This is a genomic window from Collinsella sp. AF05-9, from assembly GCF_003465595.1.
GTDB lineage: Bacteria > Actinomycetota > Coriobacteriia > Coriobacteriales > Coriobacteriaceae > Collinsella.
Window position 1 is genome coordinate 14,248 of the sequence record NZ_QSBB01000007.1, and the last position, 16,684, is coordinate 30,931.

Consider the following 16,684-nt stretch of genomic DNA (forward strand, 5'->3'; position numbering starts at 1 on the left):
ATGCCTGCGAATCTGGTTTCGACAGCGTGCCTCGGAAATCTCAACGACCCGTCCTATGAACTCCTGCTTCGCCGGAAGTTGGGCGGCGTCTTTGAAGTTGACGAGCTACTGCTCGATTGGGACCAGGCCGATGTATGTGCGTTTGTGGGCGTGACGGAGCTGGGGCGCACGATCGATGTTCGGCTGGATACTGCCGACGGCGGTCGTCTTGCCGATGGCGACGTGCTCGCCATCGACCGTTCGGGCATGGTGCCCGTGGCGGTTGTCGTGCGCCTGCGCAGCGCCGAGGTTTATTTGGTCGAAGTCGACCGCATGGATCCGATTGCGCTCGCGCATGCGTGTTGGGAGATCGGCAACATGCATGCGCCGCTCTTTCGGGGCGACTCGGACGAGCATACCGTGCGCATGTATACGCCGGTGCAGCCTGTTTTGGGCCGCATGCTCCGGGGTGTCGAGGGAGCTCGAATCTCGATCGTTTCGCGCGAGCTCGATGCGGGCCGACGCTTTGCGTCGAGTGCGGCCGATGTTGTCGTGAGCATGGCTCCCGACTTTACCATCGTAAAAAAGACGCGCGGCTAAGCGCGCGTATGCGCAAGACGGGCTTTGAGGGGCGACCGATCAAGGCCCGTCTTGCTGTTGATGAGATGCTTTGGGGGAAGCATATGGGTCTTGAGGGAATCAAGCTGATTGCATGCGATTTGGATGGCACGTTGCTGCATCCGGGGGAGCGCGAGCCGCGTCCCGAGGCCTTTGAGCTTATCGATGAGCTGCATCGTCGCGGTATCGTGTTTATGCCGGCGAGTGGCCGTCAATATGCGAGTCTGCGCTACCTGTTTGCCCCGGTGGCCGATGAGCTCGCCTATGTATGCGAAAACGGAGCCCTGGTGATGAGCGAGGGACGTGCCGTGGTCAAGCGTTCTATGGAACGTGGCCTGGCCATGGATATCGCGAATGCCGTGGTTGCGTACCCCGTGCCGACGTGACCCTGTCGTGTGAGGGGCACCTCTATACCATGAGCGGCAACGATGCGTTTGTTGACCACCTGCGCTATGAGGTCCATTGTGATGTGGCGGTAGTCGACCGTCCCGAGGACATCGACGAGGACGTCATTAAGATTGCCTTCCAGACACCCGAGGCGGAGCAGCCGGCGGCGCTGGAGTATTTCGAGCGCCTCTTTAGCGACCGTGTTGACGTTATGACGTCGGGAACCGAATGGACGGACTTTATCGGTTTCGGTTCGGGCAAGGGCTCCGCGCTTGCCGATTACGGTCGTGCCCTGGGGGTTTCGCCCGATGAGATGATGGCGTTTGGGGACAATGAGAACGATCGCGACATGCTCAACGTCGTGGGCCATCCCTATTTGATGGAGAGCTGCAACCCCACCATGCGCGGCATCAACGACCGCGTCCGCTACGTGCGCACGGTCGAAGAGGAACTGCATCGCCTACTCGCCGAGTAGATATATGCGGCATGCCTAGAAATCTACTTTTTGCTGCAGAGTGCAGAAAGGTGGATTTTAAGGCATGTCCCAAACATCTACCGGCAGTCGGGACAGAGGCCCTCAAAGATGGTGTAGTGCGACGTGACGCGCCAGCCGATTTGCTCGGACGCCTTGGCGTCGAGCTGGGCATCGAAGGGGAGCGGTACGTCGATGACGCGGCTGCACGAGGTGCAGATGATATGTGCGTGCGGCTCGATGGTGCGATCGAAGCGGCTGCCGCCCGGCGTCTTAATAGAGAGAATCTCCCCTGCGTCGGCTAAGAGATTGAGGTTGCGGTAGACCGTGCCGCGGCTGATCTTGTCATCCTGTTCGCGTACGGCGTTGTAGATTTCGTCGGCGGTGGGATGGTTATAGCTTTGGCGCACAGCGTCAAGAACCAGCTTTCGCTGCTTGGTATTCCTTCTCTGCACCGCCATGCGCCTCGCCTCTTTTCTATCAACGGTCGTAGGTAAATGATACCGTATTTAGCACACAATACTAATAACGAGGAATGAAACCGTCTTCATTGGCAAGTGGGGCTCGGGTCTGGGCGTCTACGAGGCGAAAACGCGTTCCCATGCGCTCATAGGAGGCATGAAGCGCCTCGAGATGAGACAGGATGTTTGCCGGAGCTCCCTGTATCTCCATCTCGACTGACCCGTCTTCCATGTTACTCACCCAGCCGGTGAGTGCGCGTGCCTGTGCGAGGTTGGTGTTGGTAAAGCGGAAACCGACGCCCTGGACCTGCCCCTCCCACCGCAGGAAATAGCGCAGGGGAGTGTCTTGAGTGGCCTCGTCGCTTGCGAGCACAGTAAGCCTGCGACGCAGCTCGAGCTCGACGTTTGATGGTTTTTGAGGCTCTCGACTGCCGCCGGTGACGCTGGAGAAGAACGTATCGAGGAAGCCCATCGCTAGGCCAGCTTGTCTGCGTCGGCCGGGAAGGTAATGCCGGCCTGCTGGCGCACGGCATCCATGATGCGCAGCGAGACGAGCGTGACATCGCGGTAGTGGCCAAGCTCGTGGCGTCCCGCCGGGGTCTCCCAAATCTCTTCCTTAACGTTATCGATGCCGCCGATGGCGGTGATAAAGTCTGCGAGTTCGTATTCCATCGTGTTGCTCGATTTGGGCAGGTCGAGCACGCGGCCGTTGTCGCCTTGCTCGCGCGGCGCCTCGGTTGCCGATCCGCGTACGACGTCGCCGCGATAGTCGATGCGGACGTTGCGGGGCGTGGACAGATGGTCGATCTGGATAGTGCCACGCTCGCCTTCGATCTGCGAGGGCAGCAGGTCGTTGGTGATCTTTGAATGCGCAAGTTCGACGGAGATGCGGCCTCCGCCATAGCTGACGAGAATGGAGCCGCAACCGTCGATGGGGCCATGGGTGAGCTCTTGCGTTGAGGGATCGAGCAGCGTGGTCATGCTGGTGAGACCGGAGGGCATGCCGAAGATCTCGACCATGGGCTCGATGGTGTAGACGCCAATGTCCATGAGGGAACCCGATGCCATATTGCAGTCGAAGATATTGGTGGCGCGTCCCGCGAGAATCTCGTTGTAGCGCGAGGAATACTTGCCAAAGCGCAATGAGGCGCGGCGGATGGGGGCGATCTCGCCCAGGGCGTCCTCGATGGCGTGGAAGGCGGGATCGTGGAGGGGACGCATGGCCTCGAGGGCCACGACACCTGCTGCCTCGGCAGCGCGGAAGACTTCCAGTGCCTGCGCTTCGGTGGCGCAGAAGGGTTTCTCGACGATGACGTGCTTGCCACCGGCGATGCAGGCAAGGGCCTGCTCGTAGTGGAGCGCATTGGGGCTGCCGATGTAGACGGCGTCGACGTCGTCGGTGGACGCAAGCTCGTCAAGTGCGGTGAAGTTACGCTCGCCGCCGTGTTCGGTGGTAAAGGCGGCGCCGCGCTCGGCATCGCGCGAGAGCGTGCCCACAAACGCGGCTTGGTCGTTGGCGTTGACGACCTGGATAAAGTCGTCGGTGATCATGGATGTGCCGATGGTCGCTATACGCAGCATGTATCCCCCTCGTGCCGTTCGGTTTACAGGATGAGTGTAGCGCGAGGGGGCAGGAAATAGCGTGCGAAAACGCCGTTACAGGTCGCTCTCGTTAAAGCCGGTATCGATATCGAGGTTGCTGCCGTCGGCCGCCGTGGTGGCGAGCTCGTCGCAGCGCTCGTTGAGCTCGTGGCCGGCGTGGCCCTTAACCCAGATGAACTCCACTTTGTGCTTGCTCTTTGCGGCAAGCAGGCGCTCCCACAGGTCGCGGTTCTTGACGGGCTGCTTGTTGGCAGTTTTCCACGCGCGCTTTTTCCAGCCGTCGATCCAGTGCTTGTTAAAGGCGTTGACGACGTACTGCGAATCGGAATGGACCTCGACCTCGCAGGGGCGGTTGAGTGCCTCGAGCGCCACGATAACGGCCATGAGCTCCATGCGGTTGTTGGTGGTCTTGGCGTAGCCGCGTGAAAGCTCGGAGGTGAAGGTCTTGCCGGCGGGGTTGGTGTATTTGAGCACGGCGCCGTAGCCGCCGCGTCCCGGATTTGATCGGGCCGAGCCGTCGGTATAGATGATGACCTTCACATGGTTCCTTTCGTTGGGTACGTTTCGTGTGAGTGACCATTGTAGCGCCATGCCCGCCGGGGGCTAGCAATCTACGATTTCTACCCCGTCTTCCGACAGTTAGTTGGCATGGATGATGCGGTTGAGCTCGTCGAGGTATTGCTGCAAGAGGAGAGAGGGCTTGCGCTCGTCGTGCATGATGTAGCCAACGTGCATCGTTGGGGCGTCTGCTAGCGGGATCGATGCCATGCCCCATTGCATTTCATTGGAGAGGACACCGGTCGACAGGGTGTAACCGTTCGACGTGATAAGTAAGTTAGTAAGTGTTCCGCGGTCCGAGATTCGTATGTTGCGGTCGCAAGGGATATAGCTAAAAGGTTCCTCGGCGTAATAGAAGGAGTTTGAGGTTCCCTGCTCAAAGCTGTAGCGCGTATAGGGCGTGAGGTCGGCAAGGGACAGCTGCGGGCGGCGTGCGAGCGGGTGGCGCTCGCTAACGAAGACGTGGACCGTCGCGTCGAATAGGGGATGGAAGCTTGCGCGGGCATCGGCGAAGGCCTTCTGCAGAACGCGGGCGTTAAAGTCATCCAGATACAGAATGCCGATATCGCTGCGAAACGCACGGACGTCATCGATGATCTGCGATGTGGTGGTCTCGCGCATGATGAACTCGAACTTGCTGTCGCGGCAGCGCTCGACCACGTTGACAAAGGCCTCGACCGAAAAGGCGTAGTGCTGGGCGGAAATGGCGAGGCGGGCTTGCGGGGTGCCGCCGTCCTCGTAGCGCGCCTCGAGCATGTCGGCCTGCTCTACGACCTGGCGCGCATAGCCCAAAAGCTCGGTGCCGTCGTTGGTGAGCGTGACGCCGCGGCTGGAGCGCGTAAAGATCTCCAGATGGAGCTCTTGTTCTAGGCTTTTGACGGCGTTTGAGATGTTGGACTGAGCGGTATAGAGGCGCTGAGCTGCGGCGTTGATTGAGCCGGACTCTGCCACGGCGATCAGAAAGCGAAGCTGCTGAAGGGTCATCGGTGCCCGTCCTTTCGATAGTTATCTATAAAACAGATAACAAGTTAGCGCTTATAAGTGATTGACCGAGGGAGACAATGCTCGTACTATTCAAAACACACAAAGGCGGTAGGTTATTAAGCCGACCACGGAATCGGGGCGCGAAAGGAGGCCCGCATATGAATTGCTTACCAAGACGAATGCCGGGCTCCTGTTTGCGCCCGTCGGCGTGATCAGGAGACAGCGACTTACTTCTCTCTTTTTACTTACTTTCGTTCGATCAAGGAGATCATCATGAGCCGGTTCATCAACAACCCCGAGCACACCTTTGGTTTCGATACCCTGCAGCTGCACGTTGGCCAGGAGAGCGCCGATCCCGCATCCGACTCCCGTGCCGTGCCTATCTACCAGACCACGAGCTATGTGTTCCGCAACTCCCAGCACGCCGCCGACCGCTTTGGTCTTGCCGACGCCGGTAACATCTACGGCCGTCTGACCAACTCCACCCAGGGCGTCTTTGAGGACCGTATCGCCGCGCTCGAGGGTGGCGTGGCCGGTCTTGCCGTCGCCTCCGGTGCCGCTGCCATCACCTATACCCTGCAGGCTCTTGCCCAGGCTGGTGACCACGTGGTGGCTCAGAAGACCATCTACGGTGGCTCCTACAACCTGCTCGAGCATACGCTCTCCCAGTTTGGCGTCGAGACCACGTTTGTCGATGCCCATAACCTGGAAGAGGTTGAGGGTGCCATCAAGGACGGCACCACGGTCATCTATCTCGAGACGCTCGGCAACCCCAACTCCGACATCCCCAACATCGACGCCATCTCCGAGATTGCCAAGAAGCACGGTCTGCCGGTTGTCGTCGACAACACCTTCGGCACCCCGTATCTGTTCCGTCCGCTGGAGCACGGCGCCAACATCGTCGTCCACTCCGCAACTAAGTTCATCGGCGGCCACGGTACCTCGCTGGGCGGTGTGATCGTCGACGGCGGTAACTTCGATTGGAAGGCGAGTGGCAAGTACGCCCAGATCGCTGAGCCCAACCCCTCCTACCATGGTGTTTCGTTTGCCGAGGCTGCCGGTCCCATCGCCTTCGCAACCTATGTCCGCGCTATCCTGCTGCGTGACGAGGGCGCCTGCATCAGCCCGTTCAACGCCTGGGTCCTGCTCCAGGGCACTGAGACTCTGTCGCTGCGCGTCGACCGTCATGTCGAGAACACCAAGAAGGTCGTTGAGTTCCTGGCTGGCGACAGCCACGTCGCCAAGGTGAATCACCCGAGCCTGCCTGAGCACCCCGATCACGAGCTCTATCAGAAGTACTTCCCCCGTGGCGGTGCTTCGATCTTTACCTTTGAGATTAAGGGTGGCCAGGAGGCTGCATGGAAGTTCATCGATCATCTGCAGGTGTTCTCGCTGCTCGCCAACGTGGCCGACGTCAAGTCGCTCGTCGTGCACCCGGCTACCACCACGCACTCCCAGCTCTCTGCCGAGGAGCTCGCCGAGCAGAACATCACGCCCTCCACGATCCGTCTTTCCATCGGTACCGAGAACGCCGAGGATATCATTTGGGATCTGAAGCAGGCCTTTGCCGCGCTGGACGAGTAAGGCGACTTGTGCAAGGACCCCTTGCGACTCGATAGGTATAACTGCATAAAATGCCTGCTCAAGGCGCCTGTGCGAACAATGGTTGCACAGGCGTCGTTTTTGCATAGAGAGGGTGCAAAAACAGGGTTTTTGACACGCTTTATGCAATCGAGATGTGGAAAACTCCTGTTGAGAGGATGTGAGTTTTACGCAATTGACGTGCGCCTTTTGAGTAAAACCGCAGGTCGCGATTTGCTCGGGGTACTATGCAGCGCGATTAAATCACACGCAGCTCAAACGCAGCAAAAACGCACTACGGAGGTTTCCAGCTACATGAGGATCGATTCACGAAAACCGAAAGCCGCCGCCCTTTCCGCCGCTCTGACCGTGGCACTTTTGGCGGGCGCCGGCGCAACTGATGCCCACGCGGCAACACTATCCGATACGGTCGGATCTGCGCCGTCCGAGGCGACGCTGGTGCAGCCCGTCGACTACCGCGGCGACGGTTATGGCTCTATGCAGGAGTGGAACGCCTCGATGGGGGCAAAGCGCGATTCCCTGGAGATGCGCGCTCAGATCATTATGAATATGTATGGCGACTATGCTACCGATGACGAGCGCGCTGTGTTGCAGGGTTGCATCGACGGTGCGGGTAGCCTGTTGACGATGGGGGAGGTCGACGCTAAGTCGACCGAGCTCGACGAGCTTCGCTCTACGCTTGAGGATGCCAAGCGCGAGGCGCTCGAGGCTGCCGCAGCCGAAGCCGAGGCCGCCGAGGCCGTTCAGGCTTCATATTGCAACGCCGGCTCCGGCTCGTCTTACGCGTCTGCTGCGTATTACGCGAACGGCTCGGGTCTGACGCGCTTGAGCGGCGTCAATAACTATAACGGCCGCCGCGAGACTTATTACAGCAGCAACGTGTTGTATCACCACCGCACGGGCGAGTGGACGCAGGATTCCGAGGGCTTTTGGCGCGATTCCGATGGTTACTACGTCGTTGCCGCGGGCGATAAGGCCCAAGGCTCTACGTTTACCGGTTCCAAGGGCGAGTGCAAGGTCTATGACTCCGGCTGCGCTGCCGGAACCACCGACTACTACACTGGCTGGTAATCTGCCATAAGCCAATAGGACATGACGGGCGGGCGTCTTTACCGAGCCTTTGGGCAACGTAAGGGCGTTCGTTTTTTGTGCGTGTTTGAGTTAACAGAGCGCTTACCGTGGCGGTACGCCGCGCATATGGGCGCGGGGCACACTAGTTCATGAGAAATAAGGTCTTTCTCTTGGAGGATGTGGTCTTGTGAACGCTCGAGATATCGCCGTCGCCGCCGTCGCATTGGTGCTTGGTTGTCTTGGTCCTACGACCGCGCTCGTCGCGGGCATGCAGGGTTCTTGTGGGGCTGCTCCAATCGTGGTCGGTGCGCTGATCGTAGCCGCACTGCTGGGAAGCGCGGGTGTAGTCCTTTGTCGCGACGATGAGGGCCAGGCCTCGGAGTCGCAGCTCTAACCGTCGGGACATCGACTACTGGTTATAGATGAAGATGAAAGCCGCCGTAAGGGGAGTGCCCTTGCGGCGGCTTTGCTGTTGAGTCTGTTGACGTGGTGAGTCGGGCGCTACCAGCTTGCCTCGATATCGCGAATGCGCTGATAGAGCCATTCGTTCTGCGGCGCCTGGATATCGTGCTTGGCCGCCAGACGGCAGATGGTGCCGGCGAACTCCTCGACCTCGGTTTTGCGCCGCGCGACGCGGTCTTGCGCCATCGAGGGCATGCCGGCGGGATCGATTCCTTCGATGAGGTGCACCATCTGCGTCAGGTCTGCCTCGGTCAGCTCAACGCCCTCGGCGTTGGCGACCGCAAGCGTTTCGCGCATGGCGGAAACAAGGCAGCGACGCTGCTCGGAGCCCGGCTCCGTGGCACTTCCGTACGTGCCGCCGTAGGCCATGCAGGTCTGGTTGATGCCGTCGTTGAGCATGAGTTTGGCCCACATGCGGTGCGCAATGTCGCTCTCGACGGTATGGGCGATGCCGCAGCGCGTGTAGAGCTCGTCGATTGCGGTGATGGTTGCGGGGTCCGTACCGGCCGCCGCGCCAAAGCGGATTTCGCCCGTGTTGGTAAAGGTGAGCTCTCCGTTGAGGAACACGGCGTCCATACCCTGGCAAATACCAAGAACGGTATGCTCCCAGCCAAAGCGCTCGGCAATCTTTTGCTCGCTCGTGATGCCGTTGCACAGCGAGGCGATGAGCGTATTGGGTCCCACGACGCGCTCCATAGTCTTGAGTGCTTGGTCGAGACCGGTGGTCTTGACCGTCAGGATGACCAGATCGGCGGGCGTTGCCTTGCTGGCGCGGACGGACTTGAGCGCACAGGGCTTGCCGTTGACGGTGAGCGCATCGTTTGCGTGACGCTCAAAACGGGCGTCATCCATAACGTATTCGACGGCGTCATTGCCGAGGGCCTTGGCAATCATGCTGCCGTAGAGCAGGCCGACGCCGCCCTTGCCGATAAAGGCGATCTTGTTGATCTGCATGCGAATCATCTCCCCATATAAAAGGCGCCCGCGTAAGGGGCGCCTGATGGATTGTATGCTGCCGGACCATGCTGCGTGCACCGGATGGCCGTATTTGTTTGTTGCTCCTTTCATCGGGCTTTTTGCTGATGTTAAAGCGGTGCCGTGACAGCTCGATTTCTGCTGCGTTACGATACGTTCTCGATTGCGATTCCACGATGTTTCGGCCGCGTGACCATTGTGTTTCGTCTTGCCGGGGCGCTGATGGCGAAAGGAGGGGCCGTGCAATACCGCGTTGACCCCAAAAGTGGTAACCGAATATCTGCTCTGGGTCTGGGCTGCATGAGATTTCCCGGTGCGCCGGGACACCCCGATGCGAAGACGGCCGATGCCATCATTTCCCGTGCGGTGGAACAGGGGATTAATTATCTGGATACTGCGTATCTTTATCCCGGTAACGAGGTGTGCGTGGGCGCCTCACTTGAGCGCTTGGGGCTGCGTGACCGGGTGTTGCTGGCGACTAAGTTGTCGCACGCTTCGTGCAAATGTGCGGAGGATTTCGACCGCTTTTTTGACGAGCAGCTGCACCGTTTGCGGACCGACCATATCGACTACTACCTTATGCACAACATCACCTCGCCCGCCCAGTGGGAGCGCGTGTTGGCGTTGGGCATCGAGGACTGGATTGCGCACCAAAAGGCTGCGGGGCGTATTCGCCAGATAGGTTTTTCGTACCACGGCAGTGCGGCGGACTTCCTCACGATGCTTGACGCGTATGACTGGGATTTTTGCCAGATCCAGTACAACTACGCTGGAGAGCGCTACCAAGCGGGAACGGCGGGACTCATGGCGGCTGCGGAGCGCGGGCTCGCGGTGTTTGTGATGGAGCCGCTGCTGGGTGGGCGTTTAGCGGGCAAGCTGCCGCCGCGGGCCCGCGCTGTGCTCGATGGCGCCCCTGACCCGCATTTGCGCACTCCTGCCGCCTGGGGCCTTTCGTGGGTGTGGAACCATCCTCAAGTCACGATGCTGCTTTCGGGCATGACCGATACCGCGCAGGTGGACGAGAACGCGGCATTGGCGGATCGCGCACTGCCGAATTCGATGACGACAGAGCAGCTCGATACCATCGCGCGTGTGCTGGGAGAGTTTGAGAAATCGAATCGCGTGCCCTGTACGGGCTGCGGCTACTGCATGCCGTGTCCCAAAGGCATCAATATCCCTGGGTGTTTCGCCGCCTACAACGCAAGCTATGCGCACAGCTGGTTTACGGGCCTGTCGCAGTATTTTACGGCGAGCGCGGTGCGGACGAGTGAGCCCAAGTTGGTGAGCAATTGCGTCAAATGCGGCAAATGCGCACGTCACTGCCCGCAGCACATCGATATTCCTGAGCGTCTCGACGATGTGCGCCGACGTTTCCAGCCTGGCCCCGTAACGGCCGCGCTTAAAGCCTTTTGCAAAACGCGTTCCTGATGCCCCTTTTATAAGTTGCGGTGGAATAGTTCCTGTTTGCGGCAGAATAGGGCATCGACAGGAACTATTTCACCGCAACTGATGAGGGGGAGCTGGAGATGCTGACGATTGGGTGTCATCTTTCGACGACGAAGGGCTATCGGGCGATGGGGGAGACGGCGCTATCCATTGGCGCCAACACCTTTGCATTCTTCACGCGCAACCCGCGCGGCGGCAAGGCGAAAGATCTTGACATGGATGACGTGGCGGCCCTGCGCGAGCTTATGGAGAAAAACGACTTTGGCCCGCTTGTGGCTCATGCCCCCTATACCTACAACCCCTGTTCTGCCAAAGAGCGGGCACGCGAGTTTGCCTTGGAGGCAATGGCCGAGGACTTGCAGCGTCTGGAAGCGCTGCCCGGCAACTACTACAACTTCCACCCCGGCGCGCATGTGGGGCAGGGGACTGATGCCGGCATTCAGATGATCGTCGACACCTTGTGTCAGGTGATGTTTGAGGGGCAGCAGACGACGGTGCTGCTCGAGACCATGGCGGGAAAGGGTACCGAGGTGGGCCGTAGCTTTGAAGAGCTGGCGCGCATTATCGAGGGTGCTGCCGCCAGGCGTCCAGAGCTATCGGACAAGCTGGGCGTGTGTCTGGACACCTGCCATGTGAGCGATGCCGGCTACGACATCATCCATGATCTGGACGGCGTACTCGACGAGTTCGACCGCGTGGTGGGTATCGACCGCTTGCGTGCCGTACACATCAACGATTCGAAGAACCCCAGTGGTGCCCATAAAGATCGTCACGAGTGCATCGGCAAGGGCTACCTTGGCAGCGAGGAGTTTGGCGGCGGTATGCAGGTTATGCAGAATATTGTATCGAATGGCCGCTTGCGCGCATTGCCATTCATTTTGGAGACACCGAACGAACTTGCAGGTTATGCGGCTGAAATCAAACTGTTAAGGTCATTGCAGCAGTAATGACTGTCATAAAGTGGAGTGTTCCATTCACGTTATGGGTTTGTTTCAATCAGTTTTCTAATTGCGGATTCTTCCAAACGGGCGCATAATATCCAACAGTTTTTGCAGACCTCTGAATCAAACGGGGTCACCGGAAGGAGACTGATTATGAAGCTGAAGAAGCTTGGCGCATTTGCCGCCACGGGCGCCATGGCACTCGCCCTCGCACTGACGGGCTGCGGCTCGTCCAACGCCACCTCTGGTTCTGATGCCGGTTCCAGCAGCTCTGACGACGCTAAGGTCGAGAAGGTCGACGGCTCCAAGGAGTACGCGCTCGTCAAGGACGGTACGCTGACCGTCGGCACCTCTGCCGAGTACGCTCCGTTTGAGTACAAGGATGACAACGGCGATTATCAGGGCTTTGACCTTGAGCTTATCAAGGCTATCGGCGACAAGCTGGGCCTGGATGTCGAGTACGTCAACAATGACTTTGACACGCTGGTTCCGGGTGTCGCTTCGGGCGCCAAGTATGACGTTTCCATCGCGGCTATCACCGACACGCCCGAGCGTGAGAAGGAAGTCACTTTCTCCGATTCCTACTACATGGACGATCAGGCTATCGTGACCAAGGTCGATAACACCGACATCACGGCCGACAACTACAGCGAGAAGCTCAACAACGCCGACGCTACCATCATCGTCCAGTCTGGATCGACCGCCGAGGCCTTTGCTCAGGAAAACTTCCCCAAGGCTAAGATCGTTCCCTACAAGGACGCCACCGAGTGCTTCAGCGCCCTGCAGTCCGATAAGGGCGATGCCGTAGTCACCAACCGCTCCGTTGCCAGCCAGCTGACCGCCGAGCAGTTCAACACCTGCCAGACCATCAAGCAGGTCAGCACCGGCGAGGAGTACGCCATCGCCATCAACCAGGGCAACACCAAGCTCAAGGACGACATCAACCAGGCCATCAAGGACCTGACCGACGACGGTACCGTTGACGCCCTCATGGCTAAGTACAACATCAAGTAAATTAATGCTTGATTGCGCGCGGGCCCTTTCCGTTTTGCGGAGAGGGCCTTTGCGCCTCTCTTGACGGAGAGCGTTTCCGTCTCGTTTTGTCGGCAACTTCTACGATAGGAGCCACCTTGTCTCGACTGAACAAAGGGGCCACGGAGCAGCGTTTTTCACTGCCCGCCTTGCTCCAAAAGCTATCCTGCGTCATGGCCGTGGCGCTCGCGCTGGTGTGCGCGGGGGCATATGCGCCCACGACCGCCCAGGCGCTTGAGACCGCAAAGATTACTGCCCGACCCAACACCGGTTCGGGCAGCGCTGTGGTCGGCGGCACCGAGACGCGCATTACCTGGGAAGTTCAGGCCGATGCCGACGAGGAGCTGAGCGGTCTTTCGCTGACGTTTGTCGACGGCACGACGTTTGGTACCGATGACACGCGATTGACGATGCTCTCGGGCGAGGACCTCATGGATCGTACGCCCATGAAGCCCACGTGCAAGGCTGACGGCCAGACGCTCAAGATCGACTTTGGCGAGACGGCGCCTGCCGGAGGCTTTTTCCGTGTCGAGGTTTACGGCGTGACGTTTCCCGTCGAGGGCGGCGATGAGGCCTTCAGCGGCACCTATACGCTCGCCGACGGTTCAACCAAGAAGATTTCTAAGATTCCTTCCGTCGAGATTAAGGGCGTGACGGCATTCGATAACTTCCTGGCCGACCTTAAGGAGCAGCCGTGGGTCGAGGCATGGAATTCCAACATGTTCCTTCGCCTGTTCCTGAACCCGGTCATTTTGGTTCAGAGCCTGCCGATCGTATTCAAAGGCTTCCTCATGTCGCTCTCGATCGTGCTCGTGGCATTTCCGTTGGCCATTCCCTTTGGCTTTGCCTTGTCACTCATGCGCATCTCCAAGTCGCGCATCCTGCGTTGCCTTGCCGGCATCTATGTGAATATCATCCGCGGTACGCCGGCGTTCCTGCAGATCTACATCGCGTTCTTTGGCCTGCCGCTGGCCGGCGTCAAGGTTGACGATTATGTGCTGGGCGTCATCGTCATGGCCATGAACTCGTCCGCCTACCTGTGCGAGATCTTCCGCGCCGGTATTCAGTCGATCCCCAAGGGCCAGAACGAGGCCGCGCGCTCGCTGGGCATGAACGCCTTCCAGACGCTGCTCTACGTTATGATTCCGCAGACGTTCCGCAATGTCCTGCCTACGCTGACCAGTGAGTTCATCCTGCTTTACAAGGATACGTCGCTGCTCGCGGCCGTGGGCGTGGTCGAGATCGTCATGAACGCCCGTACCATCGTGGCCACGACGGGTTCCATTACGCCGTATGTGGTTGCCGCCCTGTTCTACCTGGTCATCACCCTGCCGCTTGCTCGCTTGGTGAGCGGTCTTGAGGCGAGGCTTCTGGGGACGGCCGAAACCAAGAAGAAGCGTCCCGCCAAGAGCGCTGGACAGGTCGTCGCGACGCCCGCCGACCACATCGCCGGTCTGTAAGGAGGTCCTATCATGAGCGAAACCAATAACTCGAACGAGGTCGTCGTCAGCATCAAGAACCTCCAGAAGGCCTTCGGCGATAACGTGGTCCTGCGCGATATCGATCTGGATGTGCACAAGGGCGAGGTCGTCGTAGTCCTGGGTCCTTCGGGCTCGGGCAAGTCGACGATGCTTCGCTGCATCAATCGTCTGGAGCATCCCACGAGCGGCTCGATCGTCGTTGAGGGCGTGGACGTTTGCGCCAAGGGCGTCGACCTTAACAAGGTACGTACGCATCTGGGTATGGTGTTCCAGCAGTTCAATTTGTTCCCGCACCTGTCAGTCAAAAAGAACGTCATGCTCGCACAGCAAAAGGTACTCAAGCGCAGCAAGGAAGAGGCCGAGAAAATCGCTATCGAGGAGCTGACCAAGGTCGGTCTTGCCGAGCGCATCGACTTTATGCCGAGCCAGCTCTCGGGTGGCCAGCAGCAGCGCGTTGCCATCGCCCGCGCCCTGTCGATGAACCCTCACGTCATGCTCTTTGACGAGGCCACGTCGGCGCTCGACCCCGAGCTGGTTCGCGACGTTCTTGGCGTTATGCGCGATCTTGCACGTGACGGTATGACCATGATCGTCGTGACGCATGAGATGGGCTTTGCCCGCGACGTCGCCGACCGCGTCGTCTTTATGGACGGCGGCGTTATCGTGGAAGAGGGTACGCCGAGCGAGGTCTTCGACCACCCCAAGAGCGAGCGCACCAAGGCGTTCTTGGGAAATATCTCGTAGCCGCTTTATATGACTGACATAACAGAAAACGGGAGCCGGATGTGATCCGGCTCCCGTTTTTGTTGGGATGCGAATGTGTTTTGGTGCAGAGCTCGTTATGGGCGGAGCTCATTGCCGCTAGGCGAGCTCGGCTCCAAGGGCGCGGCAGGCCGCCTCGCCCTCATCGTCGGGAGCGTCGTAGCAGATGACGGAATCGACGACGTTGACGCCCGCCTCGTCGGCGTCGGCCTTCCAGTTGTCCATCCACTCGCCCTCGGCCCACGAATAGGAGCCAAAGAGGACGACCTTCTTGTCGCCGAGAACCTCCTTGACCTCGTCCCACATCGGCTGGAACTCATCGTACTCGAGTTCCTCGGAGCCCATGGCGGGGCAGCCGAAGGCGAAGGCGTCGTAGTCGGCGGCCCTGTCGGCAGAGAAGTCGGCGCAGGGGATGACCTCGGTCTCGGCACCCGCGGACGTGGCGCCTTCGGCGACGAGGTTTGCCATGGCCTCGGTATTGCCCGTGCCGCTCCAGTAGACGACTGCGATCTTGCTCATATGTTTTCCTTTCGGTTGTGCGGCGTGCGGCCGCGTTTTGTATGCTCTATCGGGTTGCCTGGACAAGTTGTCCCAGGGTGCAGCCCTGTTGATAGATGTACGTAAGGTATTGCGTGCATGCGCGATAGGAATCGAAGGTCGTGAGCGCCTGCTCAACGTTTGTGTATACCTTCCATGCGCCAAAGACCTTATAGTTTTCGCCGTGCTGGACGATAAACTGATGGACATCTTCGTAGGGATAGCCCAAAAAATAGCCAATTTCGTGGGGGAACTCGCACATGCACCCCGTATCGCAGTGCCTATTTCGCGCGAGTGCGCAGACGCTGCTGTCATAGGCGCTTTCTGCGGCATTGCTGCTTGCCAGCGTGATGCGCGCGGCGAGATGCACCAGGGATGCGGGCAGGTTGTGGACATCGTAACCTTCGGCGGTAAGCGCCGTCGTGGCGCGGGGGTCGGAGAGGTATCGCATGAGGTCCGCAGGGCGGTACACATAGATGAGCGCTCCGCAGGGGCGCCAGACCAAAACGCTCATATGGATCCCGAGTGGCTGGAGTTCGCGGTTGCATTGGGCAATGACCGCGAGCAGGCGAGAGCGTCGCTCTTCGATATGGGCGGCGCCGGGTTTTCCGCCTTGGTTGGCGTAAACGCCGGGATAGGTAAAGAGCGAAGCCGGCTTGATACCTGCGAGCGTAGGGGAGCAGTTGCGCACGACAGCCGTTTGGTATGTTGGGATGTCAATGGTTCGAGTCACGATGCTCCTTTCGGGTCCTCAGTTGTTAGCCTAGGAAAACTTATACACGAAAGTAAGCCAAGGTCAACAAAAAAGTTTGAAGCGGGAAACTAATTGACCGAACCGACACGAGTTTGGAGTAAGATGGGAACACCCCATGGGGGTATAGGTATAAGAGTTTGGAGAAAGGGGATCGCATGGACGACGTGCTCAACCCTGCGAATCTCATCGTGCTGGCCGTCATTGCCGTCGGCATGTTTTTTGGACTGCGTCGCATTGCCGCTTCGACACACGGGAAGAGTTGCTGCAGCGATGGTACGAGCGGCAAGAAGGCCAAAAAGGTTGTTGTGGTGGATACCGATGCGTCACACTATCCCTATAGCGATGAGCTGCTCATCGGCGGCATGAGCTGTGACGGCTGCGCTCAGAACGTAGCCAATGCCCTCAATGCGCTGGATGGCGTGTGGGCAACGGTGACGTATGCGGACCACACGGCACGCGTGCGCTCTAAGCAGCCGGTTGATCGTGGTGTCCTCGAGACGGCCGTGAAAGACGCGGGCTACTACGTCATGACGCTGTAAGCGCCGCCCTGGATGCGCTGC

General features: G+C 59.2%; 20 protein-coding genes. 12 read left to right on the forward strand and 8 right to left on the reverse strand.

Features of this window, described 5'->3' with window-relative positions:
• Genes DWV43_RS03580 through DWV43_RS10310 form a run of 3 tightly spaced genes read left to right on the forward strand, consistent with a single transcriptional unit; the run spans nt 1 to nt 1,459 of the window.
• Nucleotides 1-579 (forward strand): urease accessory protein UreE, encoded by a 579-nt coding sequence (locus DWV43_RS03580; protein WP_117817161.1) that lies wholly within the window; start codon nt 1-3, stop codon nt 577-579.
• Between the two features lie 8 nt (nt 580-587).
• Nucleotides 588-983, forward strand: a complete 396-nt coding sequence (locus DWV43_RS10475) for an HAD-IIB family hydrolase (protein ID WP_117817194.1) — start codon at nt 588-590, stop codon at nt 981-983.
• Nucleotides 866-1,459, forward strand: coding sequence for an HAD hydrolase family protein (locus DWV43_RS10310; RefSeq protein WP_117817162.1), 594 nt, complete (start codon nt 866-868; stop codon nt 1,457-1,459). The genes DWV43_RS10475 and DWV43_RS10310 overlap by 118 nt, the downstream gene beginning before the upstream one ends.
• A 77-nt stretch (nt 1,460-1,536) precedes the next feature.
• Here the strand turns inward: DWV43_RS10310 and DWV43_RS03595 are convergent, their stop codons facing one another.
• From DWV43_RS03595 to DWV43_RS03615, 5 genes are all read right to left on the reverse strand, one after another.
• Entirely contained in the window at nt 1,537-1,917 is a 381-nt protein-coding gene (locus DWV43_RS03595) for a Fur family transcriptional regulator (RefSeq protein WP_199569358.1), read from the reverse strand.
• A gap of 61 nt (nt 1,918-1,978) precedes the next feature.
• Nucleotides 1,979-2,389 carry an acylphosphatase gene (locus DWV43_RS03600; RefSeq protein WP_117817163.1) on the reverse strand — a complete coding sequence of 137 codons (411 nt, stop codon included), beginning with the start codon at nt 2,387-2,389 and terminating at the stop codon, nt 1,979-1,981.
• A 2-nt stretch (nt 2,390-2,391) separates the two neighbouring features.
• Nucleotides 2,392-3,498, reverse strand: a complete 1,107-nt coding sequence (locus tag DWV43_RS03605; RefSeq protein WP_117817164.1) for a Gfo/Idh/MocA family protein — start codon at nt 3,496-3,498, stop codon at nt 2,392-2,394.
• A gap of 75 nt (nt 3,499-3,573) precedes the next feature.
• On the reverse strand, nt 3,574-4,110 hold the full coding sequence (rnhA, locus tag DWV43_RS03610) for a ribonuclease HI (RefSeq protein ID WP_117757382.1): 537 nt from the start codon (nt 4,108-4,110) through the stop codon (nt 3,574-3,576).
• A gap of 48 nt (nt 4,111-4,158) precedes the next feature.
• Entirely contained in the window at nt 4,159-5,061 is a 903-nt protein-coding gene (locus DWV43_RS03615) for a LysR family transcriptional regulator (protein WP_055251412.1), read from the reverse strand.
• A 273-nt stretch (nt 5,062-5,334) separates the two neighbouring features.
• On the opposite strand from DWV43_RS03615, the gene DWV43_RS03620 reads away from it, so the two are divergent.
• The 3 genes from DWV43_RS03620 to DWV43_RS03630 all read left to right on the forward strand — a co-directional run bounded on the left by DWV43_RS03620 (nt 5,335) and on the right by DWV43_RS03630 (nt 8,128).
• Complete coding sequence (locus DWV43_RS03620; protein WP_117817165.1) at nt 5,335-6,645, forward strand: O-acetylhomoserine aminocarboxypropyltransferase/cysteine synthase family protein; 1,311 nt, start codon at nt 5,335-5,337, stop codon at nt 6,643-6,645.
• Between the two features lie 312 nt (nt 6,646-6,957).
• Nucleotides 6,958-7,734 carry a hypothetical protein gene (locus DWV43_RS03625; protein ID WP_117817166.1) on the forward strand — a complete coding sequence of 259 codons (777 nt, stop codon included), beginning with the start codon at nt 6,958-6,960 and terminating at the stop codon, nt 7,732-7,734.
• A gap of 187 nt (nt 7,735-7,921) precedes the next feature.
• Entirely contained in the window at nt 7,922-8,128 is a 207-nt protein-coding gene (locus tag DWV43_RS03630) for a hypothetical protein (RefSeq protein WP_117817167.1), read from the forward strand.
• 107 nt (nt 8,129-8,235) lie between these two features.
• Here DWV43_RS03630 and DWV43_RS03635 read toward each other — a convergent pair whose 3' ends face one another.
• On the reverse strand, nt 8,236-9,150 hold the full coding sequence (locus DWV43_RS03635; protein WP_233539197.1) for a ketopantoate reductase family protein: 915 nt from the start codon (nt 9,148-9,150) through the stop codon (nt 8,236-8,238).
• A 261-nt stretch (nt 9,151-9,411) separates the two neighbouring features.
• Between DWV43_RS03635 and DWV43_RS03640 the strand changes: the two genes are divergently transcribed.
• The 5 genes from DWV43_RS03640 to DWV43_RS03660 all read left to right on the forward strand — a co-directional run bounded on the left by DWV43_RS03640 (nt 9,412) and on the right by DWV43_RS03660 (nt 14,815).
• Nucleotides 9,412-10,599, forward strand: a complete 1,188-nt coding sequence (locus DWV43_RS03640; RefSeq protein ID WP_117817169.1) for an aldo/keto reductase — start codon at nt 9,412-9,414, stop codon at nt 10,597-10,599.
• Nucleotides 10,600-10,697: 98 nt separating this feature from the next.
• Complete coding sequence (locus DWV43_RS03645) at nt 10,698-11,564, forward strand: deoxyribonuclease IV (protein WP_117716548.1); 867 nt, start codon at nt 10,698-10,700, stop codon at nt 11,562-11,564.
• Nucleotides 11,565-11,711: 147 nt separating this feature from the next.
• Nucleotides 11,712-12,572 carry an ABC transporter substrate-binding protein gene (locus DWV43_RS03650; protein WP_117629739.1) on the forward strand — a complete coding sequence of 287 codons (861 nt, stop codon included), beginning with the start codon at nt 11,712-11,714 and terminating at the stop codon, nt 12,570-12,572.
• Nucleotides 12,573-12,688: 116 nt separating this feature from the next.
• Nucleotides 12,689-14,050: an ABC transporter permease subunit gene (locus tag DWV43_RS03655; protein WP_233539198.1), complete on the forward strand. Its 1,362-nt coding sequence runs from the start codon at nt 12,689-12,691 to the stop codon at nt 14,048-14,050.
• A 12-nt stretch (nt 14,051-14,062) separates the two neighbouring features.
• Complete coding sequence (locus DWV43_RS03660; RefSeq protein WP_117629740.1) at nt 14,063-14,815, forward strand: amino acid ABC transporter ATP-binding protein; 753 nt, start codon at nt 14,063-14,065, stop codon at nt 14,813-14,815.
• Between the two features lie 117 nt (nt 14,816-14,932).
• Here the strand turns inward: DWV43_RS03660 and DWV43_RS03665 are convergent, their stop codons facing one another.
• Both DWV43_RS03665 and DWV43_RS03670 read right to left on the reverse strand, forming a co-directional pair.
• Nucleotides 14,933-15,352, reverse strand: coding sequence for a flavodoxin (locus tag DWV43_RS03665; protein WP_117637467.1), 420 nt, complete (start codon nt 15,350-15,352; stop codon nt 14,933-14,935).
• Between the two features lie 46 nt (nt 15,353-15,398).
• Nucleotides 15,399-16,103 (reverse strand): DUF3793 family protein, encoded by a 705-nt coding sequence (locus DWV43_RS03670; RefSeq protein ID WP_158551283.1) that lies wholly within the window; start codon nt 16,101-16,103, stop codon nt 15,399-15,401.
• A gap of 176 nt (nt 16,104-16,279) precedes the next feature.
• Between DWV43_RS03670 and DWV43_RS03675 the strand changes: the two genes are divergently transcribed.
• Nucleotides 16,280-16,663: a heavy-metal-associated domain-containing protein gene (locus DWV43_RS03675; protein ID WP_117776448.1), complete on the forward strand. Its 384-nt coding sequence runs from the start codon at nt 16,280-16,282 to the stop codon at nt 16,661-16,663.
• Nucleotides 16,664-16,684 lie beyond the last annotated feature (21 nt).

What these genes read in the sequence shown, in the direction of transcription:
- DWV43_RS03580 (WP_117817161.1), top strand. Translation starts at nt 1, where the DNA reads ATGCCTGCGAATCTGGTTTCGACAGCGTGCCTCGGAAATCTCAACGAC.
- DWV43_RS10475 (WP_117817194.1), top strand. Translation starts at nt 588, where the DNA reads ATGCGCAAGACGGGCTTTGAGGGGCGACCGATCAAGGCCCGTCTTGCT.
- DWV43_RS10310 (WP_117817162.1), top strand. Translation starts at nt 866, where the DNA reads ATGCGAAAACGGAGCCCTGGTGATGAGCGAGGGACGTGCCGTGGTCAA.
- DWV43_RS03595 (WP_199569358.1), bottom strand. Translation starts at nt 1,917, where the DNA reads ATGGCGGTGCAGAGAAGGAATACCAAGCAGCGAAAGCTGGTTCTTGAC.
- DWV43_RS03600 (WP_117817163.1), bottom strand. Translation starts at nt 2,389, where the DNA reads ATGGGCTTCCTCGATACGTTCTTCTCCAGCGTCACCGGCGGCAGTCGA.
- DWV43_RS03605 (WP_117817164.1), bottom strand. Translation starts at nt 3,498, where the DNA reads ATGCTGCGTATAGCGACCATCGGCACATCCATGATCACCGACGACTTT.
- rnhA (WP_117757382.1), bottom strand. Translation starts at nt 4,110, where the DNA reads ATGGCGCTACAATGGTCACTCACACGAAACGTACCCAACGAAAGGAAC.
- DWV43_RS03615 (WP_055251412.1), bottom strand. Translation starts at nt 5,061, where the DNA reads ATGACCCTTCAGCAGCTTCGCTTTCTGATCGCCGTGGCAGAGTCCGGC.
- DWV43_RS03620 (WP_117817165.1), top strand. Translation starts at nt 5,335, where the DNA reads ATGAGCCGGTTCATCAACAACCCCGAGCACACCTTTGGTTTCGATACC.
- DWV43_RS03625 (WP_117817166.1), top strand. Translation starts at nt 6,958, where the DNA reads ATGAGGATCGATTCACGAAAACCGAAAGCCGCCGCCCTTTCCGCCGCT.
- DWV43_RS03635 (WP_233539197.1), bottom strand. Translation starts at nt 9,150, where the DNA reads ATGCAGATCAACAAGATCGCCTTTATCGGCAAGGGCGGCGTCGGCCTG.
- DWV43_RS03645 (WP_117716548.1), top strand. Translation starts at nt 10,698, where the DNA reads ATGCTGACGATTGGGTGTCATCTTTCGACGACGAAGGGCTATCGGGCG.
- DWV43_RS03650 (WP_117629739.1), top strand. Translation starts at nt 11,712, where the DNA reads ATGAAGCTGAAGAAGCTTGGCGCATTTGCCGCCACGGGCGCCATGGCA.
- DWV43_RS03660 (WP_117629740.1), top strand. Translation starts at nt 14,063, where the DNA reads ATGAGCGAAACCAATAACTCGAACGAGGTCGTCGTCAGCATCAAGAAC.
- DWV43_RS03665 (WP_117637467.1), bottom strand. Translation starts at nt 15,352, where the DNA reads ATGAGCAAGATCGCAGTCGTCTACTGGAGCGGCACGGGCAATACCGAG.
- DWV43_RS03675 (WP_117776448.1), top strand. Translation starts at nt 16,280, where the DNA reads ATGGACGACGTGCTCAACCCTGCGAATCTCATCGTGCTGGCCGTCATT.